Below are 21,358 nucleotides of genomic sequence, written 5' to 3'. Positions count from 1 at the left end.
GAACCCGTGTTAGGGTGCTGTGTTGTTAACTGGTGAGTGCCCCCGTAATTGGGAAAGACCCCAGAATAACTGATGATTGGTGCCCAGGGCCGGAATCGAACCGGCATGGTGTTACCACCGAGGGATTTTAAGTCCCTTGCGTCTACCTGTTTCGCCACCTGGGCAATCGATTATGGAGGCTGAGGCCGGAATCGAACCGGCGTACACGGCTTTGCAGGCCGCTGCATGACCACTCTGCCACACAGCCTCAATTAATACTTCTATATCTTCACAGCTCTAAAAAAAAAAAGCGACTTTTTGTCGCTTTAATTTGGAGCGGGAAACGAGACTCGAACTCGCGACCCCAACCTTGGCAAGGTTGTGCTCTACCAACTGAGCTATTCCCGCGTCTCTACGGGGTGTGATTCTACCGAAATTTAACACCCTGTCAATAATAAAATTAATTTTTTTTCGTTAATTCTGGCCAAGCAATTGCCAAGTAAATAATCATCGACCAAATCGTTAAAATTGCTGCCACATACAGTAAGACAAAACCAAAAATACCACCCCATGTATCCGTCGGATTAAAAGCAAGCAATAAAAACAAAGCGATCATTTGTAAAAACGTTTTTATTTTACCCACATATCCTACGGTAACACTTGCTCTTCTGCCAATTTCAGCCATCCACTCCCGTAATGCTGAAATAACAATTTCACGTCCAACAATGACAATAGCAGGAATCGTAATGTAATTGATTTCCTTAGCTCCTACTAATAACAGTAAACTGGTGGAAACCAATAACTTATCTGCAACAGGATCAAGAAAAGCGCCAAAAGGAGACATCATCTTGAGTTTACGTGCCAGATAGCCATCTAACCAATCAGTAAAACTTGCTGCAGCAAAAATACTTGCTGCCAACATATGCGCAAATGCAAACGGCAAATAAAAAACAATAACAAACACTGGAATCAGCATGATCCGCAGTAATGTTAATAAATTTGGCAAACTGGTTAATGTGCTCAACGCTTGATACTCCCTATACATATGACTAAATAACGCAACCCCCATCCTATGAGCAGCCCAAAAATTAAACCTAGCCTGAATGAGCGAAACAGAGTCTACTGCCATCAAGTTAAGTGTATTTAATTGTCATCCCGCGCAGGCGGGAGTCCAAACTCTAAATCGAAGGCCAAAGACAATTTAGAAAATGGCTTCCCGCTACGCGGGAATAATAAAGTTCCTTAACAGTGCCTCTATCCCCTATTTGCTGAGAAAGGAACACTTTTTTCACTTAATGGTTGCACAGATTCATCTGCACCTCAAACTACGGAAAGGCTACGTAAGCGGTTAACTACTCTTCGATAAATTTAAAAAATCTGCTATTTGTTTATAATCATCAAATACTACAATTGCACCAGCCGCCTTAAGGGCAGCCTCTTCTTGTTGATGATAAATATCTATCCCTACAGCAGTAACTTGTGCACTTTTTGCCATTTCCATATCGGTCAATGAATCGCCTATCATTAAAGTTGTAGCAGCAGTTCCCCCGTGTTCTTCAATAATTTCTTCCAACATTTGCGGACAAGGTTTTGCAGGAGCCTGTCCCGCAGAACGAGTTACTTTAAACAGTGTATCAAGACCGGTAGCCTGCAAGGCGCGTAACAAGGATTGATGTCCTTTGTTGGTTGCAATTGCCAGGTTTATCTTAGCCTCGTGTAATTGATAAATCAGTTCTCGCACGCCAGGCATCAAACATGCATCAGATGAACGAGAGTTCAAGCCCAACTGCACAGCCTGTAATAATTGTTGATGTTGCATTGCTGTTAAATGAGGATATGTTTTCCTCAATGCCTGTACTAAACCCAAATCAACATATTTTCTCGCCTGGTGGGAATCAAAATCACCAAATCCCAGCAAATTCGCTTCTGTAGCAACTACATGTAAAATTATCCCTAAAGTATCCGCAATAGTACCTTCCCAGTCAAATACTACCAAATCATATGGCTTGCTCATTGCTCACTACGCTCCTCGCACGTAATTGTTTTAGTGCGGTAGAAAAATGGTTATCTGCATCAGCTTGAAACAAATGCTTTGTACCATTCAATTCAAATTGAATGGATCGTGCATGTAAAAAAAGACGATGATGCTGATTATCTATCCCTTCGATTTCTCCTGCAAGTGCTCCATATTTTTTATCTCCGACAATAACATGTCCTAAATGAGCACTGTGTACACGAATTTGGTGCGTGCGCCCCGTTTTGGGACTGGCTTCAACCCAACATGCCTGTTGATAATTTTCAAGAAGCCTAAATTTTGTTTCAGAAGCTTTTCCTTCTTCCTTAACCGATACAATACGCTCCCCTGATTTTAAAGTGTTTTTTTCAAGCGCAGCGCGAACAATCACTTGTTTTTTATTTTCCCAACGATGTGTCAGTAATGCCCAATAAGTTTTTTGCACCTCACGTGCCTCAAGCAACGCATGCACTGCCCTGAGAATACTTCTTTTTTTGGCTAACAAAAGGCATCCTGAAGTTTCCTTATCAAGCCGATGAATTAATTCCAAATAATGCAAATCATTCCTGGTTTTTCTCAACGCTTCAATTACACCAAGGCTCAAACCGCTACCACCATGAACGGCGATACCTGCTGGCTTGTTAATTACCAAGAAACAGGAGTCTTCAAAGATGATGCTTTCTTTCAACCGTTTTGCCAAGGCATCACCGACAAATACCTCTTTTGATTCTGACAGACGAATTGGAGGGATACGTACGCTGTCTCCAGCGTGCAATCTTGAATTGATTTGCGCTCTTTTTTTATTAACCCGAACTTCTCCGCCACGTATAATCCTATAAATATGGCTTTTGGGAACACCTTTTAAAATACGAATCAAATAATTATCCAGACGTTGCCCTTCTTCTTCACTACTGATTTCTTTGTAACTTACTTCATTCATTGTCAATAAACCTGTTTTCTGGGCGTGATTTTTTTGATATGATCGCCTATAGCGTGGGAAAATTTCCATGCAACCGAATTATAACGCATTTAAATAAAAAGCGTGACTATTTACTTTAAAGTATATGCTAGTCATTGAGGAAATGGGGGTTTAACCCAACCTAAATGAATAATTACGTGTTAAATATTGTTAAATAAAAAATAGCGCTTCCATTTAAGCTTAAAGATATAAGGAAGCGACCCAATGCCAGAGATAAATTGAGCATATTTTTGACAGAAACCTACGCATGCCAGACATGCTTTATACCGATTACGAATTACTTCAGGGTTTTCGCACGCCTTTGGCTTCATATTTCAACCCGTTTGATTTGTAACCAGTATATTTCACAGTATGCACCTCTAATTAGACCTCTTTTGAAACTCGCTGCAGAGAGACAAATGCCAGAAGGAGCGGAGCACAGACCCGGAATGTACGCATCGGTACATGGGGATTCGCGCAACGTACCCACACCGCAGTTATCCTCTACTTTTCAAAAAAGCTCGGTTAAGCAGGGAACATGCGTAAAGTCTGTTTACACGGCCATGGGTTCGCCTAAAGATCACATCGCTTATTGTTCGATTCCAGATTCTACTGACCTATTACCTACTTGCGGTGAAAAACCCGGGGCTCCAAACATTGCAACAAAGTATACTGAGGTATGCAACGAAGCACGGAAAATCCCGACATCAGCCAAAAGCGTAGAAATGTCAGTAAATCTTAGGACCTGTTTACAATTCGCTAGATTGAGTCGCAAGGCATTGATTTTCGAGCACTAAAAGCGCAGCATACATCAAAGTATGTGAGCATCGGAGCACAGAAAATCAATGCATTCCGACTCAAGATAGTAGAGTTGTAACAGGTTCAATTGAACCTCTAAGGTATTTTGAGCCTTATACTATCTCAGCTTAAATGATTGCGCCCAATTATGGGGTAATAGATGGAAAAAATGTTAATCAATGCAATACAAACGGAAGAGGTTCGTGTTGCACTTGTGAAAGACCGTTATTTATTTGACCTGGATATTGAATGTCCTGGTGAAGTGAAAAAAAAGGGGAATATATATAAGGCAACAGTTACCAGACGAGAACCAAGCCTCGATGCTGTTTTTGTAGAGTATGGTTCTAAACGTCAAGGCTTCTTGCCCCTTAAAGAAATCGCACCTGAATATCTAAGCAAAAATCCTGAAGAGTTTGGCGATGAAAAACCACCAATTACTTCGTTAATCCGTGAAGGCCAGGAATTACTGGTCCAGGTAGACAAAGAAGAACGTGGCAGCAAAGGTGCTGCACTGACTACCTACATTACCTTAGCAGGTTGCTATCTGGTTCTGATGCCTAATAATCCTCGTTCTGGTGGGATATCACGACGTATTGAAGGGGATGAGCGTGATGAGCTGCGTGAAACACTTAATGCACTGACTTTACCCGAAGATATGGGACTTATTATCCGCACAGCCGGTGTAGGTAAAAGCCAAGAAGAATTGCAAGATGACCTGGACATGCTGTGCAATCAATGGCAATCAATCAAACAAGCTTATAATACAGAGCTTGCTCCTTGTTTGATTCATCAAGAAGGTGATGTCATCATTCGCTCTATTCGCGATAACTTACGCAAGTCAATCAGCGAAATCATCATTGACGATCAGATTTCTTACATCAAAGCCAAACAATATATTGAGCGAGTAAAACCTGAATTTTTACCGAACCTGAAGCTCTATAACAGCAGCATCCCCTTGTTTAACTTTTATCAAATTGAAAGCCAAATAGAGACTGCATATCAGCGACAAGTGATGTTGCCTTCTGGAGGCGCTTTGGTGATCGACAGAACCGAAGCATTGGTGTCAATTGATGTTAACTCAGCGAAAGCCACAGGCGGAGCAGATATTGAAGCAACAGCCTTCAATACGAATATCGAAGCAGCGGATGAAATTGCACGTCAGTTACGTCTACGTGATTTGGGTGGGTTGGTCGTTATCGATTTTATCGATATGAGTTCCAGTAAAAATCAACGTGATGTAGAAAATCGCTTGAAAGAAGCATTACAGGCAGATAGAGCACGCATCCAGATTGGGCGTATCTCACGTTTTGGTCTTTTGGAAATGTCGCGCCAACGTCTCAGATTATCATTGGGTGAGAGTGCTCAAGAAGTTTGTCCACGTTGTGAGGGGCGTGGTACTGTACGTAACATTCAGTCGCATGGGCTGGCTATTACGCGTCTTATTGAAGAAGAAGCATTAAAGGAAAAGACTGCTGAAATACAAGTACAACTTCCTGCGGAAATGGCAACCTTCATCATCAATGAAAAACGCAATTTCGTTAGAGACATTGAAAAAAGACATGGCGTCTCAGTGATGATTATTGCCAATCCCTACATGCACTTGCCTCAGTATTCAATCACGCGTCTAAAAGAAGATAATGTGGGTAAATCTAAAAAGCCCAGTTATACCTTAATCCAACAACCTGAATTACAAGTTGCCAGTAATGAGGCAGACGCTTCTTTACGCGATGAACCTGCGGTCAAATCATTTACAGAACATACACCTGTAAAAAGTGCCCAAACCAGCTTTATCAAACGTTTATGGTCAAGTTTATTTGGTAGCGGGCATACAGATTCTTTAAGTACGGCACCACAAAGCCAATCTAAACGAATGCATGGCCGCAATCAACCTCAAACAAAAACCTCCAAGGGCTCTGGGGACAGAAGATCACAAAACCGACGACGTCGGCCCAGTGGTAATCAACAGCAACGACCCAGTGCGAGTACGAATCAACAAGCTTCAGGTCAAAATCGTAGAAAAGGAGGCCAGCAGCAAGGAAATGTCAAATCCTCCGCTGCCAAAGGAGAAAACAATAAAAAAAGAGAACCTGCGATAAAAGAATAAAGTTGAGAGAATTGTGATGTTCGCTATCGTTTTGTTATGGATATCACTTCTCTATCATAATTCCATTGGCAACTGCTCTCAAGAGACTTTGAATTGAGATCCTGGGTTAGTGCATACCATACCCAGGATCTGATAATGGCAAACCCGCTTTGTTTTGCATGATCCAAATTACGGCACAGCAGTAAGTGTTGCGGTTCCAAATAAACTCAAAATTAAAAATGCCAGGAAAATAATAATAAACAAAAAGAAGAGCACTTTGGCAATACTGGTAGCCGTAGACGCAATCCCACGAAAACCAAATAAACCTGCAACAATGGCGATAACTAAAAAGATCAGCGCCCACTTTAACATAATGATCTCCTTATCTAAAATAAGAGAATTCTTACCTTTTGATTATAGCTGAAAAAATAAACGTAATTGACTTCGTAGCCTGGGTGCAGGCAAAGCCGTAACCCGGGTTTATGGATAAACATCACGCTACCATAACCCGGGTTACACTTCGCTTCACTCAGGCTCCATGTATCGACTTGTAACAACGCCGGAGAAGGCGCGGGACGTAGGAGTAACCCTGAGCTGTTTTTTAGCAATGTGATTAGATTAAGTTCGTTACAGCCGCAAAATCATAAATCTGTGGCAATAGGATTAACACCAATATTAGGATTAATACCGCAATCATCGAGAATTTTAAGTAAATTATTCCCTTTTTTTGTTAATCGTTTAATGCAATATTCTTCAAGATAACTTCTCAAAATGTACTCATAATCAGGGAGCGTTAAAATTTTAAGTATTTTCTCCGCCATCTCTACATGACGCCTGTTCGCGTAATTACATGCTTGAAATAAAACGCCCCCTAGCATTGCCGCAATACTTGCTTTGCGCACAGGATTAGCCAAATAAAAACGTTGGATGCATTCATCTATAGCCCGTTCTTTATCCCACGCAACCCATTCATTATAAAAGGCCATAGCAGAGTCTGAATTAAAAAAACTGCTTTGTTCCAATCCTTGAATCGCATAGGCAACTGCCACAATCGCTTGTATATTAGCCCAAGAACAATTACCGCTGATTTGTGAACTAATCGGCATTTTTGTCACCGGAACCAAACCTAATTGCTGATTGATCTGCTGGTGAAAATAACGTCTTGGTTGTTTTTTATAAAGAAAATTTTGTAAAAAACGCACATTGAATGCTTCCGGAGAAGTAATTTTATAGATATTAACGCTTCCTTCCTGCAGGCTATTTTCACCTCGATCAATTTTAGCCCACCAGTGACCAAAACGAATAAAACCCATGGCATGGCCACGACTTGCTGCCGGAAGAATTAACATAGGCGCTTTTAATAAGTCATTCAGTCGCTGCATATGCTGTTTATCCAGAAAAGGCAAATGTTGATATTGCAACAGCTCTTCTGCAAGTAAAAATGCATCCATAATGACATGAGCTAAGGGAAAATACTCACGTAAATGACGCGTTGAATAACTACTGATAAAGCGCCTTAAGGCATCTCTTATTACTGCAACAGTAAATTCAAGGATAAATCCTTCATAATCCAATTCAATAAATTCACCCTTGGCATTGACTATATCTACATCTCCTTGTAACTCAAAACGATGTCCTATCAATTTGGCATTAATAAAATCAAGGGCAAAATCGAGCTTCGCGCCATTTTGATAGAGTAAATGTTTGAGTGTTTCTTGATTGCGTAATACAGGATAAACCAAAATAGATAGTCCATTGCGCGTATAGGCATTGGGATCTGCTCCATTATTTAATAATAATTGCGCCATCGCGACATCATTATTATCCACAGCCCAATGCAAAGGGGTACGTCCCGTCACATCCGCTTTATTGACATCAACTTTGCGCGCAATTAATTGCTCAGCAATTTCAATTTGACGCGTAATCGCACATTCAATTAAAGGCGTAAAACCGTATTCATCAATGTCATCTAATGATTCTCCTGCTCGAAGGTAAGCTTCAAAATCAGGCATTCGATGACTGATTATGTCACTTGCTATTGTCATTAATAGGGACCTCTAGGTTTAGGTGTATTAGTGAATTTTGGCATATGACCTAAACGCAGTTGTTTTTCTTGTTCCTGATTGCGTCGTTCATTATCGTATTCTCGCCGCGCATCAGTGTTCAATGGAGGCTCAGGGTTTAAAGGAGAGTCAACGCCGTCAAAACGCTGGCTGTCTAATGCTGGATGTTGCAAAATATTATTTTGCAATTCCCCTTCAGGACCGGGCTGAGCCTCATAGTCAGAGTGTTCTCGAGCTTTCACTAATGCGATCCTTCGCTCCCCTTGCTGTTCGGCCAAACGTCTCTGTCGTTCCATAGCCTTAGTTTCAACAACTAAAAAAGAGGTATTTTTTTCGATGCGAGTTGGTTTTGGAAGATCCTGTGTTGTTTTAAGCAAAACATACACTGCCCCAATGCCACCATCTTTAGGTTGCGCACTGTGAAAAGCTGCAACCTCTAGGATTTGCGGCAACCAGTGATTGATTAAATTCTTTAGCAGAGGAAGAGTATTTTTAGGGCCTTCTACACCATGAATAATGAGTACGCATTGTTTATTATTTTTCACCTGCTTTCGAATAAATTCCAACAAGGAATTACGGGCACTCTCTGGCTGTAAGCCAGAAAGGTCCAGTTTTGCTTCCCAGGGAATATATCCTGTTTTTAATTCATGATATCGTTTAGCAGAAATATTGTGAGTGGCATAAGATAAAATACTACTCGCAAGAACCGGCTCTTCGATATCATCGGTTAAATAATATTCATTTAGCATATTTTCAAAAATCCAATCGTGTTAATCAAAGTATAACGTACGTTATAAAAAGTAGGAGGATTTTTTTAAGACCTCTTTATAATTCTACTCTCTTGGGCGCGAGACATTGCTTTTCTATGCTCCGATGCTCACATATTTTTATGTATGCTGATCTTCGGTGTTCGAAACAAGGCCTCGCGACAATCTAGCGAATTTTAAATAGGCCGGTTGCCACTGAAACTATAAATATTCTCGTTGAAGAATTTCAGCAATCTGCACAGCATTAGACGCAGCACCTTTGCGAATATTATCTGCAACGACCCACAAATTTAATCCATTTGGATGTGAAATATCTTGCCGGATTCGTCCAACAAATACTTCATCATGGCCTATCGCATTTTTTAATGCAGTTGGATAACTTGCTTTACTCACATTATCCACTACTTTAATGCCTGGAGCTTTAGAAAGAATTTGACGCGCCTCTTCAGCAGTTAAAGGTTTTTTTAGTTCCAAATGAATGGCTTCGGAGTGTCCATAAATAACTGGTACCCTAACCGCTGTAGGATTAACCATAATACTGTCATCTTCCATAATTTTACGTGTTTCCCACACCATCTTCATTTCTTCACGGGTATAACCGTTCTCTTCAAATTGATCAATATGCGGGATTGCGTTAAACGCAATTTGTTGGGGATAAACACTGACATTGGCAGGCCGGCCATTCAACAGATCTCCTACTTGTGAAACCAACTCGCTAATGGCTTTTTTTCCAGTACCTGAAACAGATTGATACGTCGCAACATTGATACGAGTAATTCCTGCGGCATCATACAAAGGCTTCAGAGCAACTACCATTTGGATCGTAGAGCAATTTGGGTTAGCAATAATACCTCTGTTTTTATATTCAGCAATACGATGTGGATTAACTTCTGGAACAACCAGAGGAATATCCTCTTCATAACGAAAACAAGAGCTATTATCGACAACCACACATCCGCTTGCAGCAGCCTTAGGCGCATATTCTTTAGAGACAGAACCACCCGCTGAGAATAGAGCAATATCAGCCTTGCTAAAATCAAATTCAGCGAGGTCTAAAACGTCCAATTGTTCCTTTTTAAACGCTACCGTTTTTCCTACAGAACAAGAACTAGCCAATGGATAAAGAGTCTTTATAGGAAAATCCCGCTCTTCCAATACAGTTAAAAAAGTTTCGCCAACTGCACCAGTGGCACCAACTATGGCTACATTTAATTCTCTGCTCATTCTTAACCTCTTCTGTATTATTAAGTGCGCCTCTCCCTATTAGGCTGAATCTTCCACATATCGCTGAAAAACCAGTCCAGCTCAACGTCCCACCCCCACGACTTGTTCACGGAGTTGCCAGCTGGAGCTAAAGATCTGCCCTAAACATTGGCTCCCGCGGACAAACCGCGGGGCGTAGGCAGAGATGTAGCCCTAATTAGGAGAGAGCGATAAATCCTGACTGTCATTAAGTGTGTTTGACCAGGTCTTTCTCTCTCGACTTGCTCGCAGGATTGCCCCTGAGAGATCCTTACAAATTATAATTAATCCTACGTACTCCAAACCAATCCTACGTATCGCGCTTTATGCGCGGTATCCAGAGAATCTGCGCCAAACACTGGACCACGCGAACAAGTCGCGGGGCGTAGGCAGAAATGTGCTCAAGAGTCAGCATAAAGCACCGTATGGGCATTTTGAAAAAAATTACTTATTAGTTAATGCATTATGCCGCAAATAATGATCCATCAACACTAAAGCCATCATTGCTTCGGCTATTGGCACAGCTCTAATTCCCACACAAGGATCATGCCGACCTTTAGTGACTACAGTTACTTCATCCCCAAAAACATCGATCGTTTTTCCTGGGGTAGTGATACTTGAAGTAGGTTTTAATGCAATACTCACCTCTATATTTTGTCCTGTAGAAATGCCCCCTAGAATTCCACCAGCATGATTACTAAGAAAGCCCTGGCGTGACATTTGATCGCGATGTATTGAGCCCAATTGATTTACTGCCGAAAACCCTGTCCCTATCTCAACACCTTTAACTGCATTAATAGACATCATAGCATAAGCTAATGTGGCATCCAGTTTATCGAACACAGGATCCCCCAATCCTACAGGTACATTTTTAGCGATTACCTTCACTCGAGCACCTGCCGAATCTCCTTGTCTTCTTAAACGTTCAATTGCATCGGCAAGATCCTGGATTTGAGTCGCGTTGGGGCAGAAAAAAGGATTATTATTAATTTCTGCCTCATCTGCAAAGTGCAAAACCAAATCACCCATTTGCTGTAAGTAACCCACTATTTCCAGGTTAAGATGATGTTGTAAATACAAACGAGCAATTGCTCCAGCTGCTACACGCGCTGCGGTTTCTCGGGCGGAAGAGCGCCCTCCTCCACGATAATCTCGATGACCGTATTTATGATGATAGGTAAAATCTGCATGTCCCGGACGAAATAAATTTTTGATTTCTTCATAATCCCGGGACCGTTGATCGGTATTATGAATTAACAAGGCAATAGGTGCACCTGTAGTTTTACCTTCAAAAACACCAGAAAGAATTTGTACCTTATCTTCCTCTCTGCGTTGTGTTGTGTATTTGGATTGTCCAGGTTTGCGTTTGTCTAGAAAAGGTTGAATGTCTTCTTCTCGCAGCTGCAGCCCAGGAGGACAGCCATCAACCACGCAACCAATGGCCAGGCCGTGGCTTTCACCAAAAGTGGTTACAGCAAATAAAGTTCCAAATGTATTACCGGACATTAAAGTGCTCTTCTAGTTGTTGCTTTGTTAATAAAAAGACACCATGCCCACCATAACTCATTTCAAGCCAGGTGAAAGGGACATGGGGATAAGCGTCACATAAAGCGGTTTCACTATTCCCAACTTCTACAATCAAAATACCGTGTTCGTTTAAATAATTATGGGCATTATGGAGAATTGTTTCAACAATAGCCAGCCCATTATTACTTGTTTCCAAAGCCAAAACAGGCTCATGACGAAATTCATCAGGTAACGTTTGCATCTCTTCCTTCCCTACATAAGGAGGATTGCTGACAATTAAATCATAACCTACTTGAGGCACTTTCGAGAAACAATCTGATTCAATTAAAGTAAGTTGGTCCTCAACACCTAACTGTTCGCGATTAATTGCAGCAACAGCAAGTGCCTCGCTGGAAATATCAACCGCATCAACCTTTGCTTCAGGAAAAGCATAGCAACAAGATATAGCAATACATCCGCTGCCAGTACACAAATCCAAAACACGATGTACTTTATCCTCATCAATCCAGGGGGAAAATTCACTTTTGATAAGTTCAGCTATAGGCGAGCGAGGAATAAGAACACGCTCATCTACATAAAATGGAATATCACAAAAATAGGCTTCTTTTATCAAATATGGGACGGGTACTCGTTGATTAATGCGCTTTTCCAGTTGCTGGTATAAATGTTTTTTTTCACTTGCAGTTAAACGTGCATTAAGCCAGTTTGGCTCTAAATCATAAGGCAAAGACAAGCTTCTCAGAATCAATGAATGCATATCATCCCAAGCATTATCGGTGCCATGACCATAATACAAATTCGCATTAATTGCACAGGACACGCTAAAACGTAAAAAATCCAAAATGGTGACTAATTCTTCCGTTTCCTTAAGTATGTAATTGCTCATTGGATGTTAATTCTCATTCAGAAAAAGTACAAATTGTACCCTATGTTGATCAACAAAAGTAGTAATCGTGGTGAAGTAGCGTGTAACTTAAATTTCTTTAAACTTCTTCAGAACTCGCTACAGAGGAGATGAGCGAGGAAACACAGAGCGCAGAACCCATAGCTCATCAAGCTAAGAGTATTTAACTTTACTCAAACCCGCCGTCTCCGCGCAGGCGGGGATCCATTTTACAGTGGCACGGTGCTCCATCATGGATGGATTCTTGCCTGCACAGGAATGACAACATACGTTTTCTGCTTCGCTTGACGGCTATGGGCGCACACAAAGCCATATGAGGGCACGGTATCGACGAAACAATTCCTCCTCTGTAGCGCGTTTCCAAAGAAGGCTTTGCTTATTCAAGCAGCCCAACAATCTGAGTTATACTTCAATTATCACTTAATTATTTCAAGTAAACATGGCTGATGATTTTCTATCCGATGAGGACAAAGCCCTATTTCGCGAATCCATGCGTTCGGTAAAACCATTAAATGAAAAAACAAAACGGGTCAAAGTTGAAGCACCCAAGCCTTCCATCCAATCTAAAAAAAATAAATCCCTGGAAATCCAAGAAAAGAAAGAATATTACTTATCGGATATGATTGTGGACACCGTTTTTTCTGAAACAATTCTGTCCTATGCCCACCCAAGTCTTTCCAACCAGCAATTTAAAGCATTAAAACAGGGAAAAATCCCATGGGAAGCCCGCTTGGATTTACATGGTTTAAAAAGTGAAAAAGCTCGTGATATCTTATGTCAGTTTATACAAACTCAGGCAGAAAGCAGCAAAAAATGCTTACTCATTATTCATGGTAAAGGCGGTTACCTTGGTGCACCTCCTGTGATTAAGAATTTATTGAATCGCTGGTTACCACAGTTAGATAAAATCTTGGCATTTCATAGCGCGTTACCTAAAGATGGCGGAAGCGGCGCAGTATATGTACTACTTAAAAGAAAAAAAGATAAATCTCCGGAGTCGTAGCCTGGGTGCAGCGTAGCGAAACCCGGGAATAAAAAAGTACGTCTCTTAGTCACCAGTTAAAAATCTTGGGGAAAAGTCAGACGCTGCACCCAGGCTACATTTAAATAATTCCTTTACTTGCGTTAAGACCTCATTCTGAGGATAATTCGCTACATTATATTAATAAAACATCAAGAGAGAACATGGAACATTTAGGTCAATTTATCATGAATCACTGGCAGCTATGGCTCGCCCTCATTGTGATTTTACTCCTCATCTTTATCAACGAGTTAGTCACCCAAAAAAAGAAAGCAAAAGAACTGACTCCCCAAGCCGCTGTTGATTTGATTAATAATGAAAATGCTGTAGTCATTGACTTGCGGGACAAAGAAGCCTTTAAGCAAGGACATATTATTGATTCAATCAATGTCAAAAGCGAAGATTTTGCACAACAAAAAATGGATAAATATAAGAATGTACCGATCATTTTGATCTCTGCACGAGCTTTTGAAGCTCAAACTTTTGCCAGCAAAATTCGCGCTCAAGGGTACCAAGCTCATATTCTTAGTGGTGGAATTACTTCCTGGCAAAATGCTGAGCTACCTTTGGTTAAAGGAAAATAAAATTATGGCTGAAGTGATTATCTACAGTACTGCCTATTGTCCCTACTGTGTTAAAGCCAAGGAATTGTTGCAACAAAAGCACACTTCATTTACGGACATTCGTATTGATCTACAGCCGGAATTACGTGATGAAATGATAACCAAAAGCGGCAGATGTACTGTACCGCAAATTTTCATTAATGGCCAACATATTGGTGGCTGCGATGATTTATATGCCCTGGATGCTCAGGGAAAACTTGACCAATTACTAAGAGGATAACAATATCATGAGTGAACAAGCAAACCAAACACAACAAAATCAGAATGAAACTCAATTCATGATTCAAAGAATTTATACTAAAGACTTATCGTTTGAAACACCGAATACACCCGCTGTATTTCAGCAACAATGGGAACCTGAACTGAATCTTGAAATCAACACCAGCAACACAAAACTGGAAGCAGGCGTTTATGAAGTTGTATTGACAGTGACTACTACAGTAACCAACAAAAAAACTACGGCTTTTCTGGTGGAAGTAAAACAAGCAGGTATTTTTACCATTCAAGGTGCTCCAGAAAACCAATTAGATCATTTATTAAATAGCTTCTGCCCCAATATATTGTTCCCTTATGCTCGTGAAGCGATTACTTCGCAAGTAATCCGCGGCAGTTTCCCGCAACTGGTATTGGCCCCCATTAATTTCGATGCCTTATACATGCAACAGGTTGCAGAAAAACAAAAAGAAGGTCAAGCTTAGGAAATATAAGGACCCACACTAAAAAAACAGTGTGCAGACAAACCTAAGAGATAGGATACAAGCTTAATTAAATAATTAATTTTTATAAACCCCCTACGTACCGCGCTTTATGCGCGGTATCCAGGGATTTTGCTTTAAAAAATTCAGCAATATCCTAAAAGCATCGTTCTGGATACCGCGCATAAAGCGCGGTACGTAGGGCAAAATTTGGGAATTCCTCAGGACAAAGCCTTGTCGTTAAAGTGAAATAAAATCCTTTAACTTAATGACATTGCACCCAAACTCTATTTAACCTCTGTTTAAGAGCATAAAATGAACAAAAAAAATATTGCTATATTAGGTGCCGGCTCTTGGGGCACTGCAGTTGCAATTCATCTAGCGCAAGCAGGACATCGTGTTTCGTTATGGGGACATGATCCGCAGCATGTTGCTCTTATGACAGAAAAAAAAACAAACGCACGCTATTTACCTGATATTGATTTTCCTAAAACACTGGAACCCACAGCTCATTTTGAACAATATACAGAAGCTGATTACATCATTATTGCCGTACCCTCCCATGCATTTGCAACAATTATTACTAAAATAAAAAAAGCACCCCGTGGCTTAACCTGGCTGACCAAAGGAATTGATCCACAAAGCCATCAATTACTCAGCGATTTAGTAAGTCAAACTTTTGGTTCCACGTTCCCACAGGCAATTATTTCAGGACCATCATTCGCCAAAGAAGTAGCACATTTTTTACCTACAGCGGTGACTTTAGCCTCTAATGATTCAGAATATCAAAAAGAAATTCGTGAATTGCTTCACCACAATAATCTTCGTGTTTACTTGACTGATGACCTGATTGGTGTGCAAATTTGTGGTGCGATTAAAAATGTCTTGGCGATTGGCTGTGGTATTAGTGACGGCTTGGGTTATGGAGCGAATGCCAAAGCCGCATTAATCACGCGTGGGTTAGCAGAAATGGAGCGCCTGGGGCTTGCTTTAGGGGCACGCGCAGAGACGTTCCTTGGCTTGGCGGGTGTAGGTGATTTAGTCTTAACCTGTACTGATGATCAATCACGAAACCGCCGCTTTGGTTTACTTCTGGGAAAAAATATCAGTATCATTGAAGCAGAAAAGCAAATTGGCCAAGTGGTAGAAGGAAAATATAACGCATCACAAGTTTGCTTTATCGCCAAACAACATCATGTTGAAATGCCTATTTGTGAACAAATTAATGCACTGTTACAAGGAAAAATTAGTCCCAAACAGGTAGTTCAAAATCTAATGAGCCGTCCACCCAAGGAAGAATAACTCCATATTACGAAAATATAGTATGAAGGAAGCACTGAGGTAATTGAAGCCTTTCGGTGTATTGCCGTTATTTAATAAATACATCACTAGATTCCTACATCCCGCGGCTTGTCCGCGGGATCTAGAAATGCTTGCAATAGGATTCCGCGGACAAGCCGTGGGACGTAGGAATAAAGAATAATGAAAAGAATAACGCCTCTCAGGACCACCCCCTGTGACTCATGGAAGTTTTATTTAGGACTTCACATCCACAAGTTCGATACTATCTAACGCTAATCGCTCGCCCAAAAATATCTCCCCTACAATCTGGAAACGTTTGATTGAATCCGTTACTAAATAGTTTACTTTACTACTTAATGAAGGAATATCATTCAACAAACCCTGTTTTTCGAGCAACTGACGCAGCGCCAGTGCGGTTGCATGTGCTGAATCAACTATAGTAACGCCTTGAGGGAGTAACTTGTGTAACAAAGGCTTAAATACCGGGAAGTGCGTACATCCTAATAGAACCGTATCTTCGTTAGTAAAGCCATCCAAATAATGCTTTAATGCCTCGCGAGCTACTTGATTGGTCACCATTCCTTCTTCTGCTAAAGCAACTAATACACTGCACGCCCGAGTATTAATGATTGCTTGCGGCAAGTGTTGGGTAATGAGCTGCTGGTATGCATTCGATGCAATGGTCGTTTCAGTCGCCAAAACAATAATGCGATTGTTTTCAGTTGCTGCAACTGCTGCCGCAGCACCTGGAGCCACCACCCCAAGCACAAGCATATCAGGTAACATTTCTTGCAAATAGGGCAATGCAGCTGTCGTTGCGGTATTACAAGCAATCACCAACGCCTTAATTCGTCGTTCTACCAGCAATTTTGCCATTTGCATGGCATATTGTTTTACTGTATCCGGACTTTTAGTGCCATAAGGAAGTCGAGCAGTATCCCCCAAATAGATAAATGATTCGTGCGGCAACCCCTCTCGCAACGCACGCAAAACCGTCAAACCGCCCATCCCTGAGTCAAATACACCAATTGCCAATTGGTTTGAGTTCAATTGTATAACCCCTTATTGTTATTCATTAGTAGTTATTAGTGTATAACATTAACCATTATTAGCTATTGCTCGTGCAACCTCCGGCGATATGCCTTCTTGCTTTTGTCTCTCCTTAGCCTCTTTCTCAATCTCCCTACCCACACTGAACTCTTCCTTCATAGTACTCTGTAAGCTGCTGCTTACCTTTGCGGTGGTCTTGGCTTGCTCTTTCTTTTGCTCGCGTTGTTCATTGAACTTGTCAATATGATCCCTGACAATACCATCATCTTTTCGGCTTTTGAATATCGCATTATAAAAAGAGGTGTCAGAAAATCCTCTGTCTATGCCAGCTGTCTTCTTTCTTTCTGCTTGCGGGTTAAAGTTAGCATCGCCAATGACCTTTAAGTCACTGGGCTTAAGACCCATCTTTTCACCAACAAGAAGTAATGAAGTATATAAATATTTTACTTCGTCCTCCTTGCCACGAACCCCCTCTAGTACTATTTTTTTCTCAAGCGGTAGTTTGACATTAGAAAGGATCTGTGTAGCCATTTTCATATAAAAATTGACTTGTTCATCTGTAATTTCCTGCGCTTTCTTCTTACCATCGGGATCATTCGTAGGCCTTGGAGACTGTACGACTTCATATCTTCCTGGCATAGCACGGGTAACATCAGTTCCCTTCATCGTTCCAGAAATACCGCCTTGGGGTGATGGATCATAAGTAAAACGTCCTTCAATATCGACGTTTTCAGTCGTCATAGTACCACGTGATCCTTGAACCACGATTGTTGCTGGTTTTTTTGTATCAAAGCAAATCACCTCGCCAGGATCTGGTTTTCCTGTTGCTTGAAAAAGTGACGTTGGATCCGTATTAGTCGTAACCCCAGTGTTCCGAGGTTTTGGCTCGGCGATGATGTTTGGATCATGTAGTGTATATTTATGCCCCATATCCAAAGCATTTTGACGGCTCCGACGACCGATAGTAAGATCTGGAGCTTGATATGTTACTCTCTCAGAGCTTCTAGATGCTTTTTCAAGAGCAGGTAATATCTCTTCGGTTGTTACCTTATAGACCTTTCTATAATCATCTAATCGGACTTGAATTATATTAAGTCTTTGATCAATATCTTTTTCTAAAGCTCTTGCATTCTTAATTACCTCGTCACGCTCTTTTATTTGTTTTGCCGTAGCGGGAGGAGGAGGAGTTAGCCTAACAGGGATTGTAGGTTTAAGCGCCTCAAGCTCTTTTTGAGCTTGTTCTAAGTATGCAATGCTATCCAAGCACTCTTTTTGTAATTTCTTATAGTTATTATCAAAGCCCCTAAGTTTTTCCTGGGATAGCCCTACGAATTCAGGAGCCTTGGCACCATTGACACCTAGCTCAGCACTAATTCCACGAATAACCCTTATCTTCTGCATACGCTCGAAAAGTGCTAGCGTCTTTTCAGAAATCTGCTTATGTGCTTTTTGTCCTTCCTTGATATCTTTCTCTAATTGAGCAGTAGCATTATGATCGTTACTTGCAGCTTTATTGGCCTTGAGTTCTTTTCGTATTGCATTAAATTCATCAGAAGAAAGCGTCTCTTTGAGCTTATCCCTTATTGTTGCCACCTCAGGCTCGGCAAGAAACGCCTCTAAAGTCGGACTATTATAAAATTTATCGCGTACATCATCTGAATTTGTGTGATCAGGATTAAATTGGGCTGTTTTTTCTACCCTTAATAAGACATCCAATAATTTTTCATAACCAGGCTGGAGAGGAGGTGTCGTTCTAACTGCATTCAACTTAGTGTGCAAGAGCTGGTTGTAACCATGGTCTCTTTTGATTCTATCGGTAACTGTATTGGTAGCAGAGACTCCTGGTGGAGTAGTAAAAGCGGTCCCATTATCATTTAAATTAAATGCGTTATAAAAAGCTTTTCGGTTAGCAACATTATCTGCTATTCCTGATTTTTTAAAAAGCTTATTAATCACCGCGCTATAATCAGCATGCTGGGCTAAATCATCACCACGCTTACTAAATAAAAAATCATTAATCTTTTTAACTTTGGCATCGTTCATATCCGTGATAGGTGGTTTATCAAAACTCGCCAAAATTTTTGCTATTTCAGTATTATTTATTTGTTTAAAAAAGGCATTGTTTTTATTTTCTGTAACTATCCCATCAAGGTAATCATCTTTGCCGTTAACATCCTTTCCCAAATAATGCTTGAGTTGTTCTTTAGTCTGTGCGTTCAATATAAAACGTAAGTTCTCAGGCTTAAGGTTAAGGAGTTCCTGTTGCTTCTTATCAGGTAACGAACTAAATGCGGCGATTAATTTAGAATGATTTCCTTCGCCAACTAACAACTTAAACGCTTCAAGACGAGCATGTTCTTTTATCTCCTTTAGATCAACGTCTTGCAGGCACTCTAAATGCTCATGGGTAACACCATTAGCTATTTTTGCTGCTAACTCTCTTCTAATTTCCTTAATATCTGTTTCTGGTTTGGCAAGCTTTTCAAGAAGTGCTTTGTTAGGCGTACCCGTCAATTCCTTTACATACCTTTTTACTAAAGCCGCTTTAAATTTTGCTGAAGACTCCAATACAGCTCTATCATGTATTTCACCTTCACCAGGAATAAACTGTTGTAACGCAGTTTTTAAATGCCCCCCCCCTCTGTTTTCTTTAATTGCATCTGCCATATGAACTACATTTATAGGCGCCGCAACTCTTTTTAATTTTTCTTCCACATATTTTGCACATAAACGCTTATGCATTTCTTTTACAAGATTTTGAATCTCAGGCTCCGCCTGAATAAGTCCATTGTTATAAGGACCAGCAGGTAATTCATGCACAGAGCAAAGCTCAGTTAGGAAAGCTCCATCATTCCTATTTAAGAGAGCTCCTTTACCCACCAGAACATCAGGCGTAAGCTTAGATTCATAATCTTTAAGTTGTTGTTTAAATTCCGCTAAATGCTCAGCCTTTTCCAATGCCTTGTGGCGAGCGTCAGCCTTATCAGTTATCGCTTTAGTTAAATCTTTAGTTAAAGCTTTCGCGAAAGCATCGAGTGCAGTTGGATCTACTATTCCTGCTTCTTTAGCAAGCTCTCTTGCAGCTGCTTGAACATTCGCAGTAACACCTGAAGTATGCGCATCTATTAATTTTTTAAATATCTTAGATTCTTTCAGATCAGGTTTATCAAGTAACTTTAATAATAAATCATTTGCCGCTTCTGTTTTAATATTCATTAATGCAGCTGTAGAGAGAACATTTTCATTAGACGGATCCCATCCAGGTATTTCATTGAGTTTAACTTCTGAACGTAATTTTTCTGCCAAGTACTCTCTGCATTGTTGTCCATTATGTTTTAAAATATCAATTAAAACGTTCTCATCTGCACTTGATAAGCCGAACTTTACGCGCTCTTCGGCAGCAGCTTGTTTCATTTGTAGAAAAGTATCCAATAAATCATTTGTATCTAGAAAATCATTTGTTTTATGGTTGTCCGTTGAACTCTTTCCACCAAGAACTTTCGGAGCCCAGTTAGCCCAGACAGAAAAACCATCTGGTTTTACTCGTGCGTCAACTGCTATCCAAAAATCTAGATGTTTTATTACTGCAGTTTTAAATTTTTCTGCCTGCTCAGGTGTAATTGGAGTACCAAGTTCAACCGCCAGTATCTCGTCTAATGCCTTATTTCTATCTAGTGGTTTTTGTTTTCCTAATTCAGTAGAATTTTTTAGTGCGAGTAAAAGCTGAGCATTTTTTGTAGCCATAATTACATACTCCACAAACTATTATGTATCTATTTTAAACTTATTTTATTAAATAAACCTTAAATTTTCATCGTAAAAAGTACATCCCGCTTGAATAAAGGCAGTAAGATGAACTAACGTTATAACATTAGTATAGCAAGATTAAAGGATTAAGTGATGAAAATCATACTATTTGGCTTTTTCTTAACATTAACACATTTTGCTTATGCTCAAGGTTGTGTTATTGGCGAGATTCCTTCACAACCTCGTTATGTCTGTTTTGATGGCAGAACATTGCAGCTTGCAGAAGATGGCCATTATCGCTGGAACGCGAAAAGAGGTTGTTTTGTCAGTGCAGTCCCCTGCTGTGCGTATAAAGCCACCCACTATGCATTTTATCCCAATCCGACGAAGATTGGCGCCGCATACGCCCGTTGCCGGCATGATTATCCCTTCCGCTTGGGACAAATGCAAACTCATTAGCCCCGATTTAATGTAGCCTGGGTGAAGGCAAAGCCGTAACCCGGGGTTTCGGACTAGGAATAACTCTCAAAACCCGGGTTCCGCTGCGCTGCACGGGCTACATTACATTACGAACATCAACGTGTA

At 40.6% G+C, this 21,358-nt stretch carries 18 protein-coding genes and 3 tRNA genes; 7 read left to right on the top strand and 14 right to left on the bottom strand.

What is annotated here, in order from left to right:
• Nucleotides 1-77: 77 nt before the first annotated feature.
• From A8O27_RS13370 to A8O27_RS13345, 6 genes are all read right to left on the bottom strand, one after another.
• A tRNA-Leu gene (locus A8O27_RS13370) sits at nt 78-164 on the bottom strand.
• A 9-nt stretch (nt 165-173) separates the two neighbouring features.
• Nucleotides 174-247: transfer RNA gene (locus A8O27_RS13365), tRNA-Cys, on the bottom strand.
• Between the two features lie 64 nt (nt 248-311).
• Nucleotides 312-387: transfer RNA gene (locus A8O27_RS13360), tRNA-Gly, on the bottom strand.
• A gap of 52 nt (nt 388-439) precedes the next feature.
• Complete coding sequence (gene pgsA, locus A8O27_RS13355; RefSeq protein WP_058460871.1) at nt 440-1,003, bottom strand: CDP-diacylglycerol--glycerol-3-phosphate 3-phosphatidyltransferase; 564 nt, start codon at nt 1,001-1,003, stop codon at nt 440-442.
• Between the two features lie 324 nt (nt 1,004-1,327).
• A complete protein-coding gene (locus tag A8O27_RS13350; protein ID WP_058460815.1) occupies nt 1,328-1,993 on the bottom strand; it encodes an HAD family hydrolase in 666 nt (221 codons plus the stop codon).
• Nucleotides 1,977-2,933 carry an RluA family pseudouridine synthase gene (locus A8O27_RS13345; protein ID WP_058460816.1) on the bottom strand — a complete coding sequence of 319 codons (957 nt, stop codon included), beginning with the start codon at nt 2,931-2,933 and terminating at the stop codon, nt 1,977-1,979. The genes A8O27_RS13350 and A8O27_RS13345 overlap by 17 nt, the downstream gene beginning before the upstream one ends.
• Nucleotides 2,934-3,909: 976 nt before the next feature.
• Between A8O27_RS13345 and A8O27_RS13335 the strand changes: the two genes are divergently transcribed.
• Nucleotides 3,910-5,853 (top strand): Rne/Rng family ribonuclease, encoded by a 1,944-nt coding sequence (locus tag A8O27_RS13335; RefSeq protein ID WP_058460818.1) that lies wholly within the window; start codon nt 3,910-3,912, stop codon nt 5,851-5,853.
• 168 nt (nt 5,854-6,021) lie between these two features.
• On the opposite strand, the gene A8O27_RS13330 is transcribed toward A8O27_RS13335, so the two are convergent.
• The 6 genes from A8O27_RS13330 to prmB all read right to left on the bottom strand — a co-directional run bounded on the left by A8O27_RS13330 (nt 6,022) and on the right by prmB (nt 12,317).
• The gene (locus tag A8O27_RS13330) at nt 6,022-6,204 is read right to left on the bottom strand and encodes a DUF1328 domain-containing protein (protein ID WP_058460819.1); all 183 of its coding nucleotides are present in this window, start codon (nt 6,202-6,204) and stop codon (nt 6,022-6,024) included.
• Between the two features lie 269 nt (nt 6,205-6,473).
• Nucleotides 6,474-7,877 carry a Dot/Icm T4SS effector AnkH/LegA3 gene (gene ankH / locus A8O27_RS13325; RefSeq protein WP_058460820.1) on the bottom strand — a complete coding sequence of 468 codons (1,404 nt, stop codon included), beginning with the start codon at nt 7,875-7,877 and terminating at the stop codon, nt 6,474-6,476.
• Entirely contained in the window at nt 7,877-8,644 is a 768-nt protein-coding gene (locus A8O27_RS13320; protein ID WP_058460821.1) for a Smr/MutS family protein, read from the bottom strand. Before A8O27_RS13320 ends, ankH begins: the two co-directional genes overlap by 1 nt.
• 219 nt (nt 8,645-8,863) lie before the next feature.
• The gene (locus A8O27_RS13315; RefSeq protein ID WP_058460822.1) at nt 8,864-9,886 is read right to left on the bottom strand and encodes an aspartate-semialdehyde dehydrogenase; all 1,023 of its coding nucleotides are present in this window, start codon (nt 9,884-9,886) and stop codon (nt 8,864-8,866) included.
• A 462-nt stretch (nt 9,887-10,348) separates the two neighbouring features.
• A complete protein-coding gene (gene aroC / locus A8O27_RS13310) occupies nt 10,349-11,410 on the bottom strand; it encodes a chorismate synthase (protein WP_058460823.1) in 1,062 nt (353 codons plus the stop codon).
• A complete protein-coding gene (gene prmB / locus A8O27_RS13305; protein ID WP_058460824.1) occupies nt 11,400-12,317 on the bottom strand; it encodes a 50S ribosomal protein L3 N(5)-glutamine methyltransferase in 918 nt (305 codons plus the stop codon). The genes aroC and prmB overlap by 11 nt, the downstream gene beginning before the upstream one ends.
• A 457-nt stretch (nt 12,318-12,774) precedes the next feature.
• Between prmB and A8O27_RS13300 the strand changes: the two genes are divergently transcribed.
• The 5 genes from A8O27_RS13300 (at nt 12,775) to A8O27_RS13280 (ending at nt 15,976) form a co-directional block, all read left to right on the top strand.
• Nucleotides 12,775-13,338: a Smr/MutS family protein gene (locus A8O27_RS13300; RefSeq protein ID WP_058460825.1), complete on the top strand. Its 564-nt coding sequence runs from the start codon at nt 12,775-12,777 to the stop codon at nt 13,336-13,338.
• A gap of 182 nt (nt 13,339-13,520) precedes the next feature.
• On the top strand, nt 13,521-13,940 hold the full coding sequence (locus tag A8O27_RS13295) for a rhodanese-like domain-containing protein (RefSeq protein WP_058460826.1): 420 nt from the start codon (nt 13,521-13,523) through the stop codon (nt 13,938-13,940).
• 4 nt (nt 13,941-13,944) lie between these two features.
• Nucleotides 13,945-14,199 carry a glutaredoxin 3 gene (gene grxC / locus A8O27_RS13290; protein WP_058460827.1) on the top strand — a complete coding sequence of 85 codons (255 nt, stop codon included), beginning with the start codon at nt 13,945-13,947 and terminating at the stop codon, nt 14,197-14,199.
• Nucleotides 14,200-14,206: 7 nt separating this feature from the next.
• Nucleotides 14,207-14,677: a protein-export chaperone SecB gene (secB, locus tag A8O27_RS13285; RefSeq protein ID WP_058460828.1), complete on the top strand. Its 471-nt coding sequence runs from the start codon at nt 14,207-14,209 to the stop codon at nt 14,675-14,677.
• 312 nt (nt 14,678-14,989) lie between these two features.
• Nucleotides 14,990-15,976 carry an NAD(P)H-dependent glycerol-3-phosphate dehydrogenase gene (locus tag A8O27_RS13280; protein WP_058460829.1) on the top strand — a complete coding sequence of 329 codons (987 nt, stop codon included), beginning with the start codon at nt 14,990-14,992 and terminating at the stop codon, nt 15,974-15,976.
• Between the two features lie 234 nt (nt 15,977-16,210).
• Here A8O27_RS13280 and murI read toward each other — a convergent pair whose 3' ends face one another.
• Both murI and A8O27_RS13270 read right to left on the bottom strand, forming a co-directional pair.
• On the bottom strand, nt 16,211-17,026 hold the full coding sequence (gene murI / locus A8O27_RS13275) for a glutamate racemase (RefSeq protein ID WP_058460830.1): 816 nt from the start codon (nt 17,024-17,026) through the stop codon (nt 16,211-16,213).
• Nucleotides 17,027-17,074: 48 nt separating this feature from the next.
• Nucleotides 17,075-20,770 carry a hypothetical protein gene (locus A8O27_RS13270; RefSeq protein ID WP_058460831.1) on the bottom strand — a complete coding sequence of 1,232 codons (3,696 nt, stop codon included), beginning with the start codon at nt 20,768-20,770 and terminating at the stop codon, nt 17,075-17,077.
• Between the two features lie 156 nt (nt 20,771-20,926).
• Between A8O27_RS13270 and A8O27_RS13265 the strand changes: the two genes are divergently transcribed.
• Complete coding sequence (locus A8O27_RS13265; protein WP_115684273.1) at nt 20,927-21,232, top strand: hypothetical protein; 306 nt, start codon at nt 20,927-20,929, stop codon at nt 21,230-21,232.
• Nucleotides 21,233-21,358: the final 126 nt, after the last annotated feature.

Source organism: Legionella bozemanae, from assembly GCF_001648595.1.
In the GTDB taxonomy this organism is placed as follows: Bacteria; Pseudomonadota; Gammaproteobacteria; order Legionellales; family Legionellaceae; genus Legionella; species Legionella bozemanae.
This window is presented reverse-complemented; position numbering and strand designations above follow the sequence as displayed.